The organism is Ochrobactrum sp. BTU2 (assembly GCF_024539785.1).
GTDB classification, from domain to species: domain Bacteria; phylum Pseudomonadota; class Alphaproteobacteria; order Rhizobiales; family Rhizobiaceae; genus Brucella; species Brucella anthropi.
In genome coordinates this window covers 1-16,801 of the sequence record NZ_JAHWRG010000012.1, presented here as the reverse complement: position 1 = coordinate 16,801, position 16,801 = coordinate 1, and the positions used below count along the sequence as shown (strand labels likewise).

Genomic DNA, 16,801 nt, shown 5'->3' with positions numbered 1-16,801 from the left:
AGGAAATCTCCAACCGCTATTTGAGTGCGGTTGGCAACCATAGACTTAGTTCGGGAAGGTAGGTGATAATCGCCAGGCAAATCAGCAGTGCCGCATAGAACGGCAGCATGCTCTTCAGAATTTGCTCCACTCTCAATCCCGCGATCTGACAGGCGACGAACAGGTTGACCCCGACTGGCGGTGTGGTCATGCCGACAGCAAGATTGACGATCATGACGATACCGAAGTGAAGCGGATCTATGCCAAGCTTCACCGCAACCGGCGTCAGGATCGGAGCAAGAATGGTGATCGCAGCTCCGGTTTCGAGAAACATGCCGACTATCAGCAGCATCAGGTTAATCAGCGCCAAGAATACCAACGGGTTGTCGGAGATCGCGATGAAGAACTGAGACACCATTTCAGGAATACGGTTTGCAGTCAGCACCCAGCCGAACACGCTGGCCGCAGAGATAATCAGCAGCACCACGACCGTGTTGAGAAGCGAAGATCGAAGCGCGGTCATCAGGCCATCGAAGCTGATGCTGCGGAAAATCAGACCACCGACAACCAATGCAAAACCGACTGCAGCAGCCGCTGCTTCGGTCGGCGTAAAAATACCGCCATAGATGCCACCAAGGATCATGACCGGTAGCATGAGCGGAAGAATGGCAGCCTTGAAGCTCTTCCACACTCCGTCACGCTCACCGGGAAGCAGACCGTCTTGCCCCTGCGTCTTACCGTAACCGTTCCGCTTACTGATGATGTAGACGGTGAACATCAGGCCACCGGCGACCAGAAAGCCTGGGAAAATACCGGCAAGGAAGAGATCGCCGATCGAGACCGGGACGCCAGCCGTCAAGGCGAAGATGATCATCGGAACGGACGGCGGGATGATGACGCCCAGTTCACCGGAAGAGGCCTGCACCGAGGTTGCGAACGGACGTGGATAGCCGCGTCTGGACATAGCCGGGATAAGGATCCCGCCGATAGCCGCCGTGGTCGCAGCGCTCGAACCGGAAATAGCGGCGAAGAACATCGCCGACATGACGGCCACGAGACCGAGACCGCCTGTTGCGCGCCCGACAAGAGCCTGGGCGAAATTGACGAGACGGGTCGAAATCCCGCTCACTTCCATCAACGCGCCAGCGAGTACGAAGAAAGGTATGGCGGTCAGCGGAAAGGAATCCAGCGCGGCGAACATGCGCTGAACCATGGCCTGCAATGGAATTCCAGAGCTATACATGGTGATGGCCGACGTCATCGCGAGCGTGATCGCGATGGGAACTGCCAGAATAAAGAATGCGAAAAGTGAGAAGCCGATGGCTATCGGATACATGGCGCGCCCCTAGCTTGCGGCTTGCGTGATGACCTGCTCAGGCGGGTCGATCGCAACGACGATTGTATTGATGAGCGCGAGCGCAGCACCGGCAGGAATGGCGAGATAGACAATGCTCATCGGCAGTTCGAGCGAACCTGACATGAGGCTTCCAACCATCCCGCGTACGGTCCAGCCGTAATACATCAGCACTACCCAGAAAAATCCGGATATGCCTAGGCTGATGAAGCCGATGGCCCTTGCTAGCTTGGACGGTGCGACCAGATAGATCGCCTCGACGGCAACCAGCATCCCGTGCCGCACCACGATGCCCGCGCCTAGAAAAACGCTCCAGATCAGCGCGAAGCGGATGACCTCTTCCGACCATGTCAAAGGTGAACCGATGATATAGCGGGCAATGACCTGCGCGATACCAAGCAAAGCGAGTACGCCGAGAGTCAAAGCTAGAATATTAAGCACAAGCTCGTTCAATCGATCGATCCAGCGGATCACCGCCCATCTCGGGCGATGATCTTCCTGAACCGGCCGAAGGCCCGGCAAGGCTTCTTCGGACGCGGAATGCTTCATATATTCCTCCCTAGTATGTTATACGGCCTTACTTTGCGGCAGGCACTCCAGCACCCGCAACCGTATTGTAGAGCTCGGATACAGCCGGGAAGTTGGCCTTCACGAAATCCGCACTGACCTTCTGCTGGAAGGGCTTCTTGTCGGGTTCGACAAGCGTCATTCCAGCGTCCTGAAGCGTCCTCACAAAGTTCTGCTCACCCTTCAGAACCTCATCCAAGGAGTACTTCTTTGCAGCGCCATTCGCCGCATCCATGATTGCCTTGCGCTGTTCCTCCGGCATGGCTGCAAGACGCTTGGCATCCATGACCACGACAACCGGCTCATAGGCATGTTCGGTGCGGATCAGGAACTTCACCACCTGCGCAAACTGCGAGGAAACGATCAGAGACAGCGGATTTTCCTGGCCGTCGATGACGCCCTGCTGGAGCGCATTGAAAACTTCGCCGAAGTTCATCGGAGTTGCCGCAGAACCCAGCTGATTCCATGACTTGACCGTGACAGGGCTATCCGGCACGCGGATCTTGAGGCCCGACAGGTCTTCCGGCTTGTTGATCGCCTTTTTCGTGGTCAACCAGCGCGGACCACGCAGCCAGTAGGACACGACCTCATAACCGGATTCTTTACGGATGCCGTCCGTGATTTTCTTGCCAACCTCACCGTCATAAACCGCGTTGTAGTGGTTAATGTCGCGGATCATGAACGGAAGCGTAAAGATACGCGCCGTTTCAGACGCTGTCGACAGAACGCCCGCACCGCCGACCCAGATGTCGTTGGTCATGAACTTGATGCCCTCGAGCAATTCACGATCGCTTCCCAGCGTGCTGTTGCCGTGAATGTCGATACGCACTTCACCGTTCGTAGCGGCCTTCACATCGTCCGCAAATTTCTGAGCGGCAGCGGCGTGAATTTCAGAATTCGGCCATACATGTCCAAGCCGCAGCACTGTCTCCGCCATGGCCGAAGACGCCATGAGGCCGCTGATGGTCAATGCCAGCCCAACTTGCTTGATAAACGTCATTTCAATCCTCCCGTTATTGAATTTCAGCTTTGGAAATAGGCACTCTTCATTGTGGTGAAGAACTCCTGGTTTGAATGGCCAATTGAGTAAGCGCCGAAGCCAGATGCTTTGACCCCTCCAAAAGGCATATGCGCCTCGCTGGCCGTGCCGTGGTTGACATGGACCATGCCGGTTTCGGATTCGCGCACGAAGCGCAAAGCCAGATCGACATCGCGGGTGTAAACAGATGCGGCTAGACCGTAATCGACCTCGTTGGCGATTCTGATGGCGTCATCTACAGACCGGGCCTTGATGACCGATAGTACAGGGCCGAACACTTCTTCAAGCGCGAGCCGTGAACCCGCGGCCACGTCGGTGAAAAGCGTCGGCTCGACAAAATGACCCTGAGCGAAGTCCCCATCTTCCAGCGAACCTCCTCCGGCGACCAGCTTGGCACCTTCGTTTTTACCAATATCGATGTATTGCCGAACTGATGATTTCTGATCGGCCGTGATCATCGGCCCCATCGTGGCGCCCTGCTCCCAGGCCGGGCCGACCTTGATCGTAGCCATTTCTGCCCGCAGCGCCTCGATAATCTCTGCGGCGCGATCTTCCAGTACGATAACGCGGCTGACGGCCGTGCATCGCTGCCCAGTGCACTGGAACGCGGCAGCGCCGATCTGCTTTGCGACGGTTTCAGCCGATGCATAATCGAAGACGATTGCTGCATTCTTTCCGCCAAGCTCAAGCTGAGTACGCACAAACGACTTGCCTGCTTCGGCGCTGATGGCCGCACCAACGCCGGTCGATCCGGTGAAGCTCACACCTTTGACCAGCTTGTGGCGGATCAGCGCTTCGCCGACCTTGCGGCCACTGCCGAGAACAAGACTGACAACGCCTGCCGGAACGCCTGCATCCTTGAAGACGTCCATAAGCTTGACCGCCGACCACGGCGTCAGGTTCGACGGCTTCAGAACGACCGAGCAGCCATAGGCAAGAGCAGGCGCGATCTTGCGGACGGGCGTGACAACCGGAAAATTCCATGGGCCGATCGCAGCAACAACACCGATCGGCTCCCGCAAAGTCATGGCCAGACCATTGCGCTTTTCGCTCGGCAGCACATCGCCGTCGATGCGGCTCGCCTCACCGGCGCAAAAGCGCATCTCCTTGGCCGCGCGACCGACTTCGCCACGTGCCTCTGCCAAGACCTTGCCCTGCTCGGCGGCAAGGATAAACGCTAATTCGTCCAGACGCTGTTCCAGGATATCTGCGGCGCGGAACAGGATCGCACCGCGCTCGGGTCCCGGCACGTTACGCCAGGAAAGCCCGGCTTCGTGCGCGACCTTGACCGCTTCGTCGACATCCGTCTCTTCGCTGTTTGCAAATGAACCCAGGCACTGATCGCGCAGCGCCGGATTGTAGATCTTGGCGGTATCGCTCTTTGGTGCCCGCCATTCGCCGCCGATAAAGTTTCCGTAGGTCGCGCCGGTGTTACCGCGCAACCAGTTCAACATGTCGCTCATGATTTTCTTCCACTATCGATCAGTTCAATTCGGCCTGCAGCAGGGCACGCATATCGTCATGCGTCGGCTGGCGAGGATTGACCGGCACATTGCCGGACTGCAACGCTTCCTCGACCACTTCATCTAAACGCTCTGGCGTGACGCCGAAATTGCTCAACTTGGCGCTGATGCCCACATCGGCTCTCAACTTGCTGATCGCATCGACCGAAAGCAGGGCGGCTTGCTCGGCGGAGAGACCACTGATATCCTCGCCGAAAATCTCGGCGATCCGCGCGAATTTCTTCGCGTTGGACAGATGGTTGAAGCGCATCACCTCAGGCAGCATGATCGCGTTGACCAGTCCATGCGGAATACCGAATTTCGCACCAAGCGGCATGGCAAAGGCGTGTACAACGCCGAGGCGTGTGTTGTTGAACGCCATAGCTGCAATTGTACTCGCGAGCAGCATGTCGCCGCGCGCTTCAAGGTTGGAACCGTCGTTGACAGCAGTTCGCAGGCTCTTGGCAATCAAGACCATTGCCTGTTCCGACATCGCCTCGGAAATTGGCTGAGTTGCCGTATTGACGTAAGATTCGAGCGCATGCGTCAGCGCGTCCATGCCTGTCGTCGCCGTGATCGCGGAAGGCAGGGACAGTGTCAGTTCCGGATCGAGGAGCGCGATCTTGGCGCAGTTCAGTGTGCTGCCGACGCTGATCTTGACCTTTTGAACCTTGTCGGAGAGCACCGACCAGATGGTCAGTTCGCTTCCCGTTCCGGCCGTGGTTGGAACCGCGATGACCGGAGCACCGGCAAGCGGCACCTTGTCGATACCGACATAATCCCGAATATTGCCCTTATTGGTCAGCATGAGGCCGATGGCCTTCGCCGTATCGAGAGCGCTGCCACCGCCGATACCGACGACAACGTCGGCTTTGTGATCTTTGCCAAGGACAACGCCTTCGTCAACTGACCTTGTCGCCGGATCGCTTTCGACATCGGTAAATACAACCGTCGCGATACCGCCTGCCTTCAGGATGGAGCTGACTTTCTCCACCAGCCCGGCGCGTTCGACGCCAGGATCACCAACCACAATTGCACGGCTCGCCTTCAGGCTGCGCACATAGCTCGGAAGCTTGGCGATCAGGCCATTGCCGAATTCGATCTGCGTGGGGATGTGGTATGTAAACGATTTCATTCTTTCCTCCCGTAAGCGCTAACGGCGCAGCTCGATCCCATAGGGTGCGCCCAAACTCTCTAGTTCCTGTTCGACTTTTGCAGGCAAGACAATGCCTTCGCGTAGCCTCTTCTGCTCGGCGCGATGCTCCAGTTCACCGGCATGAAGGATCTCGTCTGTGCCTTCGGCACGTGGTTCTGCTTTCAATTGTTCGATGTATCCGTCGAGCCTGACCCGGAATGCCGATAGCGGCATGAAACGCTCGATATCGATCGCGATGAACATGTGCCCGACATTCTGCGGGTCCTGCCAGTTATCGTACATATTGTTGACGGACGGTCCGAAACCCGCTCCGGTCAAAACGCCGCACAGAATATCGATTGCCATTGAGAGGCCGAAGCCTTTAGGCCCGCCCATCGGCAGCACCGCGCCATCAAGCGCCACATTGGCATCCGTCGTCGGATTGCCTTGCCTATCGACCGCCCAGCCCAAGGGTATTTCTTCGCCCTTGCTGGCTGCGACGATAATCTTGCCGCGTGCCACGAGGCTGGTCGCCATATCCAGAATGAACGGAACCTCGCCGCCGGTTGGAAAGCCGAACGCGATAGGGTTCGTTCCCACGAAAGGTCGCACACCACCGGTCGGTGGCATGGTCTGCGATGCGTTCGACATAACGATCAGGGCCAGACCACGCGCGACGGCTTTCTTGACATAAGATGCACCGGTTCCGAAATGGTTGGACCGTGAAACACCGAGAATGCAAGCGCCACGCTCTTTTGAACGGTCCATGGCGATGGCGAGTGCACGGTCGCCAACATAGGCGCCAAAATTATTGCGGCCATCCAGAAGCCCCATCGCGCCGCTGTCCGTGACCAGTTCCGGCTCGGCCTGCGGATCGACCATGCCCTCGGCAATGCGCCTCAGGTAAATGCCGAGCCGCACTACACCATGCGAACTGACGCCGCGCAGATCCGCCTCGACGAGATTTTGCGCAACGGCGAGTGCAACGTGTTGTGGTGCTCCATTAGCGACCAGCACATTCCGGCTAAACTCGACCAGATAAGAGGCTTGATAGGCCATGGGTGTCAAACCCCTTTAGATTTCAGCGTCTGGTCGATCCAGCTGCGATCGATCGTACCATCTGCAATGCTTTGCAGGATCGCCGCCTCCCGATCCTGTTGAGCGGTCGCAAGTACCAGAATCTCTTCAGCATGGCTTTGGGGGACAGCGATGAGTCCGTCAGTGTCTCCAATCACGATATCACCGGAGGAAACGACCATACCACCAACAGAAACAGGAACACCGATCTCGCCGGGCCCATCCTTGTAGGGACCGCGATGCGTCACGCCGCTCGCAAAAACCGGAAATCCTGCAGAGAGGATCGCCGACGTGTCACGGATCGCACCGTCGATGACGAAGCCACCAAGCGAACGAGACATGGCATAGCGAAGCATGATTTCGCCGATGATCGCATTGGTCATGTCGCCGCTGGCATCCACGACGATGATGTCACCGGGTTTGGCGATATCGAGTGCCTTGTGAACCATGAGGTTGTCGCCAGGCCGCGTGCGCACCGTCAAAGCACTACCGCACATTACGTTATCACCATGGAACGGTCGAAGACCCGAACCACCTGCAAACACACGGTTCATGTTGTCGCTGATGATAGCGGTTGGGATAACCCGGAATTTTTCGACAAGATCATTTGCCGGACGACGAAAGTCGTCCGCGACACGAAACCCTAGCAATGGAACCTCCCTTGGTGCCTCCGCACCTTTATGATGAGAGGAACCTAGAAGCTAGAAAACTTGACGTCTAATACATAATAGAGCAATTATTGATAACTTAGAGGTATCAATATGTTGGACGCGCGACAGTTACGCTATATTCAAGCGGTATCCGAAGAACTTCATTTCGGGCGTGCTGCGGCTCGTCTTCGTATCGCGCAGCCTGCCCTCTCTCGGCAGATCCAGCAAATCGAAGCAAACCTTGGAACTATGCTTTTCGCACGAACGCAGAGACGCGTGGAACTAACGCCTGCCGGTGAACTGATGCTGGATCGAGCCCGATCAATCTTGAAGGAAATGGAACAAGCGGAAATTGACGCAAGGCGCGCAGGCAAAGGCGAACTTGGTCGCCTTTCTGTCGGTTTTATCCATTCGTCCAGCTATGGCTTCTTACCGCGATTACTTCGCCGCTTTCACGATCGCTTTCCGGAAGTGAATCTGGAACTGAAGGAGATGGGAATTGCCGAGCAGATCAACAGCTTGCCGCTCGGTGCGATAGATATTGGAATTACACGGCCCGCCAAATACGCAAGCGGCATCGAAACTCTTCCAGTACTTGAAGAAGATTTTCTGGTTGCGGTGCCAGCGTTCAATCCGCTCGCATCCGTAAAGAGCACGTCATTGGCGCGATTGACAAATGAGAGCTTTGTCCTGTTTCCACGAGAAACTAGCCCCCTTTTCAATACATCCATTGTCACAATGTGCGAAAACGCGGGCTTTTCACCCATCGTTTCGCAAAAAGCGACGCAGGTTCATACGGTCGTCGGCCTAGTCAGCGCGGGAATGGGGATCGCAATCGTCCCCGCCACCGCACGAAATCTGCAGATATCCGGCGTCGCCTTCCTGAAGATCGAAGACGAACCACCTCCGGTAACAATCGTCCTCGCCTGGAAAGCAAACCGTGTAACATCCCACATGAAGGCATTCATGTCGATTGCAGTGTCGGCTGCGAGAGAACTTCAGGGCCTACCTAACGACAACTAAAACAACTTCATAAAAGGCGGGTTCTGGAATAGCCCCCTAATTTCCCGGACAGTTTCTCCCACTTAAATAAGTGATAGGACTACTGTTCACATTATGACTGGTAATAGCATTAAGATGGAAATTCTTTCCGGCCCTGAGCGGCGTCGACGCTGGAGTACAGCGGAGAAGCTTGCAATTGTCCACGAAACCTACGAGACGGACGCAACGGTCAGTGTGGTCGCGCGTCGTCATGGCATTGCGCCTAACCAACTGTTCGCGTGGCGCAAACTTGCGTCACAGGGTGCATTGGTTGCAACGGCAGCCGAAGAGGAGGTTGTCCCTGCCTCGGAATACCGGGCGCTTCAGGCTCAGGTGAAGGAATTACAGCGCCTGCTGGGCAAGAAAACGATGGAGGGGGAAATTCTCAAGGAGGCCCTCGAAATCGCCAACGGCCCAAAAAAACGGATGCTGCACTCAATCTCGCTGCCGAAGGACGTTTTGCGATGAAAACGTTATGCGAGACGCTAGGTGTTGCCCGGTCGAATATCGCGGCGCGAGCCACAGGCACCCTTTCCAAAGCCCGAGGGAGACCTCCGCTTCCCGACGCTGATCTGGTTGCTCAGATCAAGGCGGTCATTGAAGAAATGTCGACCTATGGCTATCGGCGCGTTCATGCCATTCTGCGGCGCAAGGCCCGTGAACAGGGCTGTTCATGGCCGAACGCCAAACGTGTTTATCGCGTGATGAAGCGGCATGATCTGCTCCTTCAGCGCCATACCGGAGCTGCCGGTGAACGCAGACACGACGGACAAGTCACCGTCGAGCGCTCCAATACCAGATGGTGCTCCGACGGTATTGCCAAGTTATTTGAGGTAGGCGGCACGACCCCGTTGAGCTTTTGCTCATGCGTTCATTTCAGCAGTGTAGTCGTGCCATAATGCAAATGCATCGATACGTGCATGGCGGTAGGAACAAGCTGTGAGTTTATGGCGATGTGGACGGAAAATCAGATTAATCTGATCGTGAGCGGCAAGGAACCTTTGCGCATGTCGCGCTGACTTGAACCGCCCAAATATCTTTTCCCGTTTTCGCGTTGGCCTATGCGAGACTTCGATGGCGTTATTCAGGCCTTTATGAGCCCGATGATCCGCATCTGGTGAAAGATTTTGTATTGGCTTAATGTAACTGCGCAGCTTATCCGTCACGACGACACGTGGTTGACCGAATTGCTTCACCAGTCTGGAGAAAAAGCGTTTGGCAGCCTTGGTGTTACGACGTGTTTGAACCAGAATATCAAGAACATCGCCGTCCGCATCAATTGCCCGCCAAAGCCAATACTTCTTTCCTCCGATAGTGATGACGGCCTCATCAATGTGCCATTTATCATTCGGCCTTGGTCGGTCCCTGCGGATACAGTCGGCAAAATGGCGGCCGAAGCGATTAATCCAGACGCGAACGGTTTCCCGGCTGACAAGCACGCCACGCTCAGCGAGAAGATCTTCCACATCGGCCGTGCTTAACGCAAATCGGTGATAGGTCCAGACAGCGTAGCCAATAATTTCACGCGGAAAACGAAACCCCTTCAACCGGGGAAAGGAGCTGGGTAATTTCATGCCATATTGATACCGGAAACGCCAGGCTCAAACAACTTGGCAATGCCGTACGGCGAGTTCAATGTCACATTGAACAAGCTAAAAATCGACCGCGTGACGGGGGATACCACACTCACGATGTCGTGGTTTCTAGTTCCGGCCCTACATATCAAGCATAAGTGTCAGATCTCGAGGCAGCCTGATAAAGACGCTGCCATTATGATTGGTGAGGCGTTTGAGGGGATGAAAGCCGAGATCAAACGGATCACTAAGAAGGGTGTCGAAAACCGACTTTAGCGAAACCCGAGATAGGAGAGGCCCGAGATAGGAGAGGGAGGAAGGCCTTCCCTCCATTTTCAATATTCTCAATTTTTGCGTTCCTGTAATCAATGAGGTCGGTTCGGCGCTCATATTGCTAGTGGTGAAGAGCGCAGGTTAAAGGACGTATTCGAAGCTGTCCTTGCTGCTGCACTCGGTTAGAACCGTCAGCTCCTCACATCGTCGGCTCGCAAAGAATTCGAAAAACTTTACAACTGTAAAGTCGCCCGCAACGACGGCCACCCTGTGAAAAACTTTACAGTTGTAAAGTCGAGCGTCAGCCAATGCCTCCGTTAAGCTCTCGTTAACGAAAAATTCCTTGTAGAATCGGTTGCATTCGGGTCTTATGACGGAAAGTGAACCGTATCGGGTTCAAAACCGTCCAGAGAACTAAATGCTTCAGTCGCACAATTCCGTCGTCACAGACACTGCGTCAAAGATCGAAGGCTACACCGCCAAGCTCTCGGCTGAGTTGAGGGAGATGCGTGAGGCCTTTTATCCGCCTTCCTCGCGAAAGTCATTCTCGCGCACTTTTTCGACACTCGATCTCGTCAGACTCCTCGATGTCCCTGAGAGCACCTTGCGTCAACTCACCATTGAGGGGAGGGGGCCTCAGCCTGATCGCGCGGAAAACAATCGTCGCACCTACACCATCGAGCAAGTCAAAGAACTTCGGGAATTCCTAGCTGATCTTCGTCCAGACGAAGCCGTGAGCCTGCTGCCGTATCGCCGTGGCAACGAGAAGCTTCAGGTTATCGCCACATCCAACTTCAAGGGTGGCTCCAGCAAGACGACGACTTCTGCCCACCTTGCGCACTTTCTTGGCCTGCAAGGCTATCGCGTTCTGTGCATAGATCTCGACCCTCAGGCATCATTGACGTCGATTTTTGGCATTCAACCTGAATTCGACCTTGAACCAAATTCGACCGCGTATGCCGCGCTGCGGTATGACGAAGAGCGTCTCCCTTTGTACGACGTCATTCGTTCCACATACTTCCCGGGTGTCGACTTGGTGCCGGGAAATCTGGAATTGATGGATTTCGAGTTCGATACTCCGTCATATCTGGCTGACCGAAACCGAGACGAGCTGGGCCTCTTCTTCGAGCGCCTGGTTAAGGCAATTCAGACAGTCGAAGATCGTTACGACATCGTCATTCTCGATACACCGCCTTCACTCGGTTACACGACGCTTGCGGCTCTATATGCGGCGACATCCCTGATTGTCACTGTTCATCCGGCAATGCTTGACGTCGCGAGCTGCAACCAATTCCTGATAATGATCTCGGATTTGTCGGAAGTGTTGGTGCAGTTCGGAGCAAAGTTCGAGCACGATCATTTCAAGTTCTTGCTCACCCGCGTAAACCCGAACGATGGCCCGCAGAAATATATGGCTGGTGTAATGCGCCGCCTGTTCGGGAACGACGTTCTGGTTGCTGAGGCATTGGAATCGACGGCTATCGCGGGCGCTGCAGTCGCCAAGAAGACACTTTACGAGCTGGAATCTGGAGAGGTGGGTCGAGAAGCCCTGAAACGGGCCTTGGAGAGCGCGGATCGCGTTAATTTCGACATCCTGAGCCTGATCCATAAAGTTTGGGGACGTAACCCATGAAAAAAAGCATTCTAAAGCAAATGGCCGATGTCGAGGCTAGGGGAGGGGAAGGCGCAGATAAAGCGATCCTGAACCCAATGGCGGCTCGACGTCATTCGTCACCAGTGATCTCAAACGTCGGCCGTGCGCTCACCCAGCTGACCGAGGACAGCATTGTCACGCTCGAAGCCAGCAAGATCGAGCGGTCTCCGTTCAAGGATCGTTTTGAAGCTGATGCTGAAGCCAACGAGGAACTCGAAGCCCTTAAGCTCTCGATTGCTTCCGAAGGCCAGAAAATCCCTGTTCTGGTGCGGCCGCATCCATCAAAGCCGGGGCATTATCAGCTTGCCTACGGCTATCGTCGCCTCGCAGCCATAAAGGCGCTGAACGAGGAGGATGGTCGCTCTGACCCCATCAAGGTTAAGGCCTACGTTCGTGAACTGACGGATCGCCAGCTCATCGAAGAGCAGTCCCTTGAGAATGGTGTTCGCGAAAGCCTGACCTGGATCGAGCAAGCGATGTGGACACTCCAGCTGAAGGCTGTAGGGCTGTCTCAGCGGGCGATCTGCCCCATCCTCGGCCTGACTGAAGCCGCGATCTCGCATTTTGGTAAGGTGACTTCAGCCATTCCTGAAGACGTCATCTATGCGATTGGGCGCGCGAAGTCAGTTGGTAGGCCGAAATGGACATCGCTCGCAGAGCTGATGTCGGGCGATGGCAAAGTCGAAGCCGTTCGCGAACTGATCAAGACGCCGGATTTCCAGGCGGCGGACAGCCCGACTCGTTTCTCGAAGGCCTTCGAAGTGGCCAAAGGCGAGAAGACTGTGCCTCAATCTGCGCCTGCTGCTAAGTCCTGGACATCCAAAGACAATTCGGTCAGCTTTATGATGAATCAGAAGCCGAAGAAGGTCGCTATCGAGCTAACTAGCACGAAGGCTGCACCCTTCGGCGACTGGCTATCGAGCCGTCTGGACGTCCTCTATGAGGAGTTCAGGCAATCAGAAACAGGAAATGGAGATAACTAAACCGCGAAAGAGAAAAGGCCCCACAAACACACGGTCTGCGAAGCCTTTCGGTATTCTCTAGCAAGATAACGAATCGCATTTCTCAGAATCCGTGTCAAGCGTTTTGACGTCGTTTGCGGCGAACGGATCTCTTTTGCCTTCAGTTAGGTGAGAGAAATGCAAGCTGGAGAATATGCAACGACTCCCTTTGGGAGCCGACCGATGACGCTTGCCTCGTTGGCAGCGCAACGTGTCACACGTGAATCCGAAGGGCAGGGCAGGGCGGTCGATAAGTGGGCGCTCTACAAGGATATCTGTGAAGCTAAGAGCGTGCTGGGAACGAATGACCGTGCGTTGGCGGTCTTGTCGGCGCTGTTGTCCTTTTATCCAGACAGCGAGTTGTCAGAGGAGAACGGGCTGATCGTGTTCCCATCAAACCGCCAGCTCTCGCTGCGTGCTCACGGAATGCCTGACACGTCTCTGAGGCGTAATCTAGCCTCTTTGGTCGACGCAGGCCTGATCCTGAGGCGCGACAGCCCGAACGGGAAGCGTTACGCCCACAAGAGCAGGGAAGGGGACATTGAGGAGGCTTTTGGGCTGTCTTTGGCACCATTGCTCGCTCGCGCCGACGAGATCGCTCAGGCGGCCGACCAGGTGCGTGCTGAGGCCCAACGCATCAAGCGGACAAGAGAGCGCATTACGCTCCAACGCCGCGATATCTCCAAGCTGATCGAAGTTGCCGTCGAAGAAGTCGCTGAAGGCGACTGGAGCGGTCTCTGGAGGCGTTTCCGTGCCATTGTAGACGCTATTCCGCGTCGAGCATCTATCACGGAGCTGGAGACGATTCTCGACGAACTGGTGGCAATCCGCGTCGAAGTGGATAACGCGCTGAATTCCTTTACGAATGATCAGAATATGGACGGCAATGATGTCCATACTGGACGGCAACATACTGAATCAAACCCAGACTCACATTTTAAACTTGAACCTGCTCCAGAAACGAGCGGGGTCGAGGTTGAGCCAAAACCTAGATCGGTGGAGCCGCCGAAAGGGTATCCGCTCGGCCTGATATTGAAGGCCTGCCCAGACATAATCGACTACGCCGTCGACGGGATCGCGAGCTGGAGAGACTTGATGGCGACGGCCGCGCAGGTTCGTGGCTATCTCGGGGTTTCGCCGAGCGCATATGCCGATGCCTTAGACATCCTCGGGCAGGAAAACACCGCTGTCGTGATTGCGTGTATCTTGCAGCGCGCCAACCACATCAACTCGGCAGGCGGCTATCTGCGAGCATTGACCGACAAGGCGAGGGCAGGGGGCTTCTCTGTCGGCCCAATGTTGATGGCGCAACTGAAAACGAATGGGGTGACGACGTCGAGGATGGCTGGATAAAATGCGGATTTGCCACGGAACCTCGTCCATCCATCTGGATTCCATCCTGCGTGAAGGACTGAAGCCGCGTGGCCAGAAGCCTTCCAACTGGCAAGCATCCAGTCACGCCGACCTGGTCTACCTTTCACAGGCATACGCTCTCCATTACGCGGGGAATGCGGCCGACAAAGAAGGCGGAGACATCCTCCTGGTCGAGATCGACACCGATCTCCTTCCAGCGTCGAGTTCGATGCTTGCAGACGAGGACGCAATCCTCAGTGCGCTCTCCATCCTGATCCTATAATGCCAACGCGACTCTCCATCAAAGTTACGACCAAAGATCCCGATGAAGTGAGTGACAAGGCAACCCGGCAGGCTGAACGGGCACCTCTTCAGGAGGTGTTATCGTCGACTGTAGAGCCGCAGGCGCCTGAAGATCCGCCAGTGAATGTGAAGCCTGAGCAGAAGGAGGAGCAAGCGGATGAAACCATTACTTTGCCTCCCGTTCCCAAATCACCACAAAAGCGGCCTCGTGCTAAAAGGCCAAGTCCCAAGACCGAAGACGGCCCGGTGACAGACGAAGAACTGGAAGAGCTGGAAGCGGAAAATGCCCGGCTCAAGCTCTCATTAAATGAGCAGTTGAAAGCGAAGCAGGATGGTTCTGAAAACTGACAAGCTGCTAGACTTGGGATGATTTGGATTAAGACACAGGGAATCGTGATGGCTGTTACATTGTTGCATGGAACCGGAAATCTCATTTGCGACGGCGTTGATGTGGGTGGAGTCGAATTCAGCATCGCTAGTCCTGAAGATGGTCCGGATGTGACCAGGCGCGGAAAAGTGTGGGGAAACAAAAAGGCAGTTGCAGCAGCCATGAACGCCACCAAGACAGAACTCGCCGTGCCTGAATCCGGTGGCTTGCTTCTCCTGGACATTCAGGACCTGAATCGCGACGGTGGAGCGCTGTTCACGGTTTTACAACCCGCACCCGTCTGACCACGGCACGGTCGTAAACTTTTGTCGATCAACGAAAGTCAAAGATGATCGAAATTTGACTTTATGATAAATACCGCTCCCAATATGCAGGAGCGGGGTCATGCATGGTCGTCTCGATTTTCATAAATCAAAAGCGTTAAATGCGCTTCTCACCACTGAAGCCAATGAACAGGCGGGATCAGCGCGGCATCATCGTTTCGACGATTGGTTCGGCGAACTGTTTTCCGTACGATACGTCATTATGGTGGTAAGCGGTCAGCCGATGGCGTTAGACTTGAAGTTCCAAGGCATCAGAGTTTCGATTTCGGTTACAGGCCAACCTTGAGCGATACGGTTCAGGGTTTGGGATAGCCAGTCGAGCGGATCGACGGCATTCATTTTGCACGTTTGAAGAAGTGTGGCCAGTGTAGCCCAGGTCCGTCCACCGCCTTCGCTTCCGGCAAACAAACTATTTTTCCTCGTGATTGTCTGTGGTCTGATCGCACGCTCGACAATGTTGCTATCGATTTCGACCCGGCCATCGGTGAGGAAGCGCTCCAGGGCCTCGCGCCGGGTGAGTGCATAGCGGATCGCCTCGGCGGTCTTGGACTTGCCAGATACCTTACCCAGTTCCTTTTCCCACAGATCAAAGAGGCTGGCGACAATGGTTGCGGATTTCTCCAGGCGTTGCACCGCGCGGCTCTCGGCATTCTTGCCGCGAACCTCATCCTCGATCTTCCACAATTTGGTCATGGCGATGACCGTATCTGTTGCAGCCTGCGAGACCCCGGTGACGTGCAGATCGTAAAATTTGCGGCGCAGATGTGCCCAGCAGCCTGCGAGCTTTATCTGTTCATTGCGCCCAGCCTTGGCTTGCGCCTTGATCATGCTCGTATAGGCGCCATATCCGTCCACCTGCAGGATTCCGTTGAACCCGGCAAGATGCCGCGCCACGCATTCTGCGCCCCGACTGTCTTCAAAACGATAGGCCACCATTGGTGGACTGCTCCCACCATAGGGGCGATCATCACGTGCATAAGCCCAAAGCCATGCCTTGGTGGCTTTTCCAGAACCGGGAGCCAGAGTGGGCAAGGTCGTCTCATCGGCGAAGACCCTTTCACCTTCCTTGACCCGTTCCAGGATATAATCGGCGCATATCTGAAGCTCGAAGCCCAGATGCCCCATCCATTGCGCCATCAAACTGCGGCTGATCTCGACGCCATCGCGCAAATAGATTGCCTCCTGACGGTAAAGTGGAAGGCCATCGGCATACTTGGAAACGGCTATATAGGCGAGCAGGCGCTCTGTCGGCAAACCGCTTTCGATGATATGTGCAGGCGCAAGCGCCTGAACCACACCATCATGGTTCCGGAATGCGTATTTGGGGCGGCGTGTCACGATAACCCGGAACTTCGGGGGCACGACGTCCAGGCGTTCCGAGCGATCCTCACCGATCAGGACCTTTTCCAGACCCTCGCAACCAGCCGGAATCGCCGGTTCGATGACTTCCTCAATGCGTTCGAGATGAGCGGCAAAGCCCTTGCGCGGACGGGGTGCCCGTTTCGGCTTGTCCCTGGCCGCATCGTCAAGTTCGCTCTGGATCGCCGAGAGACCGGTTTCCACTTCCTCGAAAGCAAACGATACCTGT

16 protein-coding genes and 1 pseudogene are annotated in these 16,801 nt (G+C 55.5%); 8 read left to right on the top strand and 9 right to left on the bottom strand.

Annotated features, from left to right (window positions below; translation table 11 throughout):
• Positions 1 to 16: 16 nt before the first annotated feature.
• Genes KWJ32_RS22850 through KWJ32_RS22820 form a run of 7 tightly spaced genes read right to left on the bottom strand, consistent with a single transcriptional unit; the run spans position 17 to position 7,303 of the window.
• Positions 17 to 1,315, bottom strand: a complete 1,299-nt coding sequence (locus tag KWJ32_RS22850; RefSeq protein WP_151610505.1) for a TRAP transporter large permease — start codon at positions 1,313 to 1,315, stop codon at positions 17 to 19.
• A 9-nt stretch (positions 1,316 to 1,324) separates the two neighbouring features.
• A complete protein-coding gene (locus KWJ32_RS22845; protein ID WP_151610504.1) occupies positions 1,325 to 1,882 on the bottom strand; it encodes a TRAP transporter small permease in 558 nt (185 codons plus the stop codon).
• A gap of 28 nt (positions 1,883 to 1,910) precedes the next feature.
• On the bottom strand, positions 1,911 to 2,900 hold the full coding sequence (locus tag KWJ32_RS22840) for a TRAP transporter substrate-binding protein (protein WP_151610503.1): 990 nt from the start codon (positions 2,898 to 2,900) through the stop codon (positions 1,911 to 1,913).
• Between the two features lie 23 nt (positions 2,901 to 2,923).
• Positions 2,924 to 4,402 carry an aldehyde dehydrogenase family protein gene (locus tag KWJ32_RS22835; protein WP_151610502.1) on the bottom strand — a complete coding sequence of 493 codons (1,479 nt, stop codon included), beginning with the start codon at positions 4,400 to 4,402 and terminating at the stop codon, positions 2,924 to 2,926.
• Between the two features lie 19 nt (positions 4,403 to 4,421).
• Positions 4,422 to 5,576: an iron-containing alcohol dehydrogenase gene (locus KWJ32_RS22830; protein WP_151610501.1), complete on the bottom strand. Its 1,155-nt coding sequence runs from the start codon at positions 5,574 to 5,576 to the stop codon at positions 4,422 to 4,424.
• An 18-nt stretch (positions 5,577 to 5,594) separates the two neighbouring features.
• On the bottom strand, positions 5,595 to 6,635 hold the full coding sequence (locus KWJ32_RS22825; RefSeq protein WP_151648919.1) for an Ldh family oxidoreductase: 1,041 nt from the start codon (positions 6,633 to 6,635) through the stop codon (positions 5,595 to 5,597).
• Between the two features lie 5 nt (positions 6,636 to 6,640).
• Positions 6,641 to 7,303, bottom strand: a complete 663-nt coding sequence (locus KWJ32_RS22820) for an RraA family protein (protein ID WP_151610499.1) — start codon at positions 7,301 to 7,303, stop codon at positions 6,641 to 6,643.
• Between the two features lie 111 nt (positions 7,304 to 7,414).
• On the opposite strand from KWJ32_RS22820, the gene KWJ32_RS22815 reads away from it, so the two are divergent.
• Together KWJ32_RS22815 and KWJ32_RS22810 are read left to right on the top strand one after the other, a co-directional pair.
• Positions 7,415 to 8,326, top strand: coding sequence for a LysR family transcriptional regulator (locus KWJ32_RS22815; protein ID WP_151610498.1), 912 nt, complete (start codon positions 7,415 to 7,417; stop codon positions 8,324 to 8,326).
• A gap of 93 nt (positions 8,327 to 8,419) precedes the next feature.
• A pseudogene (locus KWJ32_RS22810) lies at positions 8,420 to 9,183 on the top strand (transposase); the annotation flags it as partial.
• Between the two features lie 24 nt (positions 9,184 to 9,207).
• Here KWJ32_RS22810 and KWJ32_RS22805 read toward each other — a convergent pair.
• The gene (locus KWJ32_RS22805; RefSeq protein WP_151610497.1) at positions 9,208 to 9,918 is read right to left on the bottom strand and encodes an IS6 family transposase; all 711 of its coding nucleotides are present in this window, start codon (positions 9,916 to 9,918) and stop codon (positions 9,208 to 9,210) included.
• Positions 9,919 to 10,609: 691 nt separating this feature from the next.
• Between KWJ32_RS22805 and repA the strand changes: the two genes are divergently transcribed.
• The 6 genes from repA (at position 10,610) to KWJ32_RS22775 (ending at position 15,174) form a co-directional block, all read left to right on the top strand.
• Positions 10,610 to 11,824 (top strand): plasmid partitioning protein RepA, encoded by a 1,215-nt coding sequence (gene repA, locus KWJ32_RS22800; RefSeq protein ID WP_151610496.1) that lies wholly within the window; start codon positions 10,610 to 10,612, stop codon positions 11,822 to 11,824.
• Positions 11,821 to 12,828, top strand: a complete 1,008-nt coding sequence (gene repB, locus KWJ32_RS22795) for a plasmid partitioning protein RepB (protein WP_011983085.1) — start codon at positions 11,821 to 11,823, stop codon at positions 12,826 to 12,828. The genes repA and repB overlap by 4 nt, the downstream gene beginning before the upstream one ends.
• A 156-nt stretch (positions 12,829 to 12,984) precedes the next feature.
• Positions 12,985 to 14,199: a plasmid replication protein RepC gene (repC, locus tag KWJ32_RS22790; RefSeq protein WP_151610495.1), complete on the top strand. Its 1,215-nt coding sequence runs from the start codon at positions 12,985 to 12,987 to the stop codon at positions 14,197 to 14,199.
• Between the two features lies 1 nt (position 14,200).
• The gene (locus KWJ32_RS22785) at positions 14,201 to 14,482 is read left to right on the top strand and encodes a hypothetical protein (protein ID WP_192799570.1); all 282 of its coding nucleotides are present in this window, start codon (positions 14,201 to 14,203) and stop codon (positions 14,480 to 14,482) included.
• Positions 14,482 to 14,850, top strand: a complete 369-nt coding sequence (locus tag KWJ32_RS22780; protein ID WP_231771639.1) for a hypothetical protein — start codon at positions 14,482 to 14,484, stop codon at positions 14,848 to 14,850. Before KWJ32_RS22785 ends, KWJ32_RS22780 begins: the two co-directional genes overlap by 1 nt.
• A 48-nt stretch (positions 14,851 to 14,898) precedes the next feature.
• A complete protein-coding gene (locus KWJ32_RS22775) occupies positions 14,899 to 15,174 on the top strand; it encodes a hypothetical protein (protein WP_231771638.1) in 276 nt (91 codons plus the stop codon).
• A 255-nt stretch (positions 15,175 to 15,429) separates the two neighbouring features.
• On the opposite strand, the gene KWJ32_RS22770 is transcribed toward KWJ32_RS22775, so the two are convergent.
• On the bottom strand, positions 15,430 to 16,801 hold a 1,372-nt coding region (locus KWJ32_RS22770; RefSeq protein ID WP_256886284.1), incomplete at its 5' end, for an IS66 family transposase.

Coding starts and splice junctions, on each gene's coding strand:
- KWJ32_RS22850 (WP_151610505.1), bottom strand. CDS start 1,315: ATGTATCCGATAGCCATCGGCTTCTCACTTTTCGCATTCTTTATTCTG.
- KWJ32_RS22845 (WP_151610504.1), bottom strand. CDS start 1,882: ATGAAGCATTCCGCGTCCGAAGAAGCCTTGCCGGGCCTTCGGCCGGTT.
- KWJ32_RS22840 (WP_151610503.1), bottom strand. CDS start 2,900: ATGACGTTTATCAAGCAAGTTGGGCTGGCATTGACCATCAGCGGCCTC.
- KWJ32_RS22835 (WP_151610502.1), bottom strand. CDS start 4,402: ATGAGCGACATGTTGAACTGGTTGCGCGGTAACACCGGCGCGACCTAC.
- KWJ32_RS22830 (WP_151610501.1), bottom strand. CDS start 5,576: ATGAAATCGTTTACATACCACATCCCCACGCAGATCGAATTCGGCAAT.
- KWJ32_RS22825 (WP_151648919.1), bottom strand. CDS start 6,635: ATGGCCTATCAAGCCTCTTATCTGGTCGAGTTTAGCCGGAATGTGCTG.
- KWJ32_RS22815 (WP_151610498.1), top strand. CDS start 7,415: ATGTTGGACGCGCGACAGTTACGCTATATTCAAGCGGTATCCGAAGAA.
- KWJ32_RS22805 (WP_151610497.1), bottom strand. CDS start 9,918: ATGAAATTACCCAGCTCCTTTCCCCGGTTGAAGGGGTTTCGTTTTCCG.
- repA (WP_151610496.1), top strand. CDS start 10,610: ATGCTTCAGTCGCACAATTCCGTCGTCACAGACACTGCGTCAAAGATC.
- repB (WP_011983085.1), top strand. CDS start 11,821: ATGAAAAAAAGCATTCTAAAGCAAATGGCCGATGTCGAGGCTAGGGGA.
- repC (WP_151610495.1), top strand. CDS start 12,985: ATGCAAGCTGGAGAATATGCAACGACTCCCTTTGGGAGCCGACCGATG.
- KWJ32_RS22785 (WP_192799570.1), top strand. CDS start 14,201: ATGCGGATTTGCCACGGAACCTCGTCCATCCATCTGGATTCCATCCTG.
- KWJ32_RS22780 (WP_231771639.1), top strand. CDS start 14,482: ATGCCAACGCGACTCTCCATCAAAGTTACGACCAAAGATCCCGATGAA.
- KWJ32_RS22775 (WP_231771638.1), top strand. CDS start 14,899: ATGGCTGTTACATTGTTGCATGGAACCGGAAATCTCATTTGCGACGGC.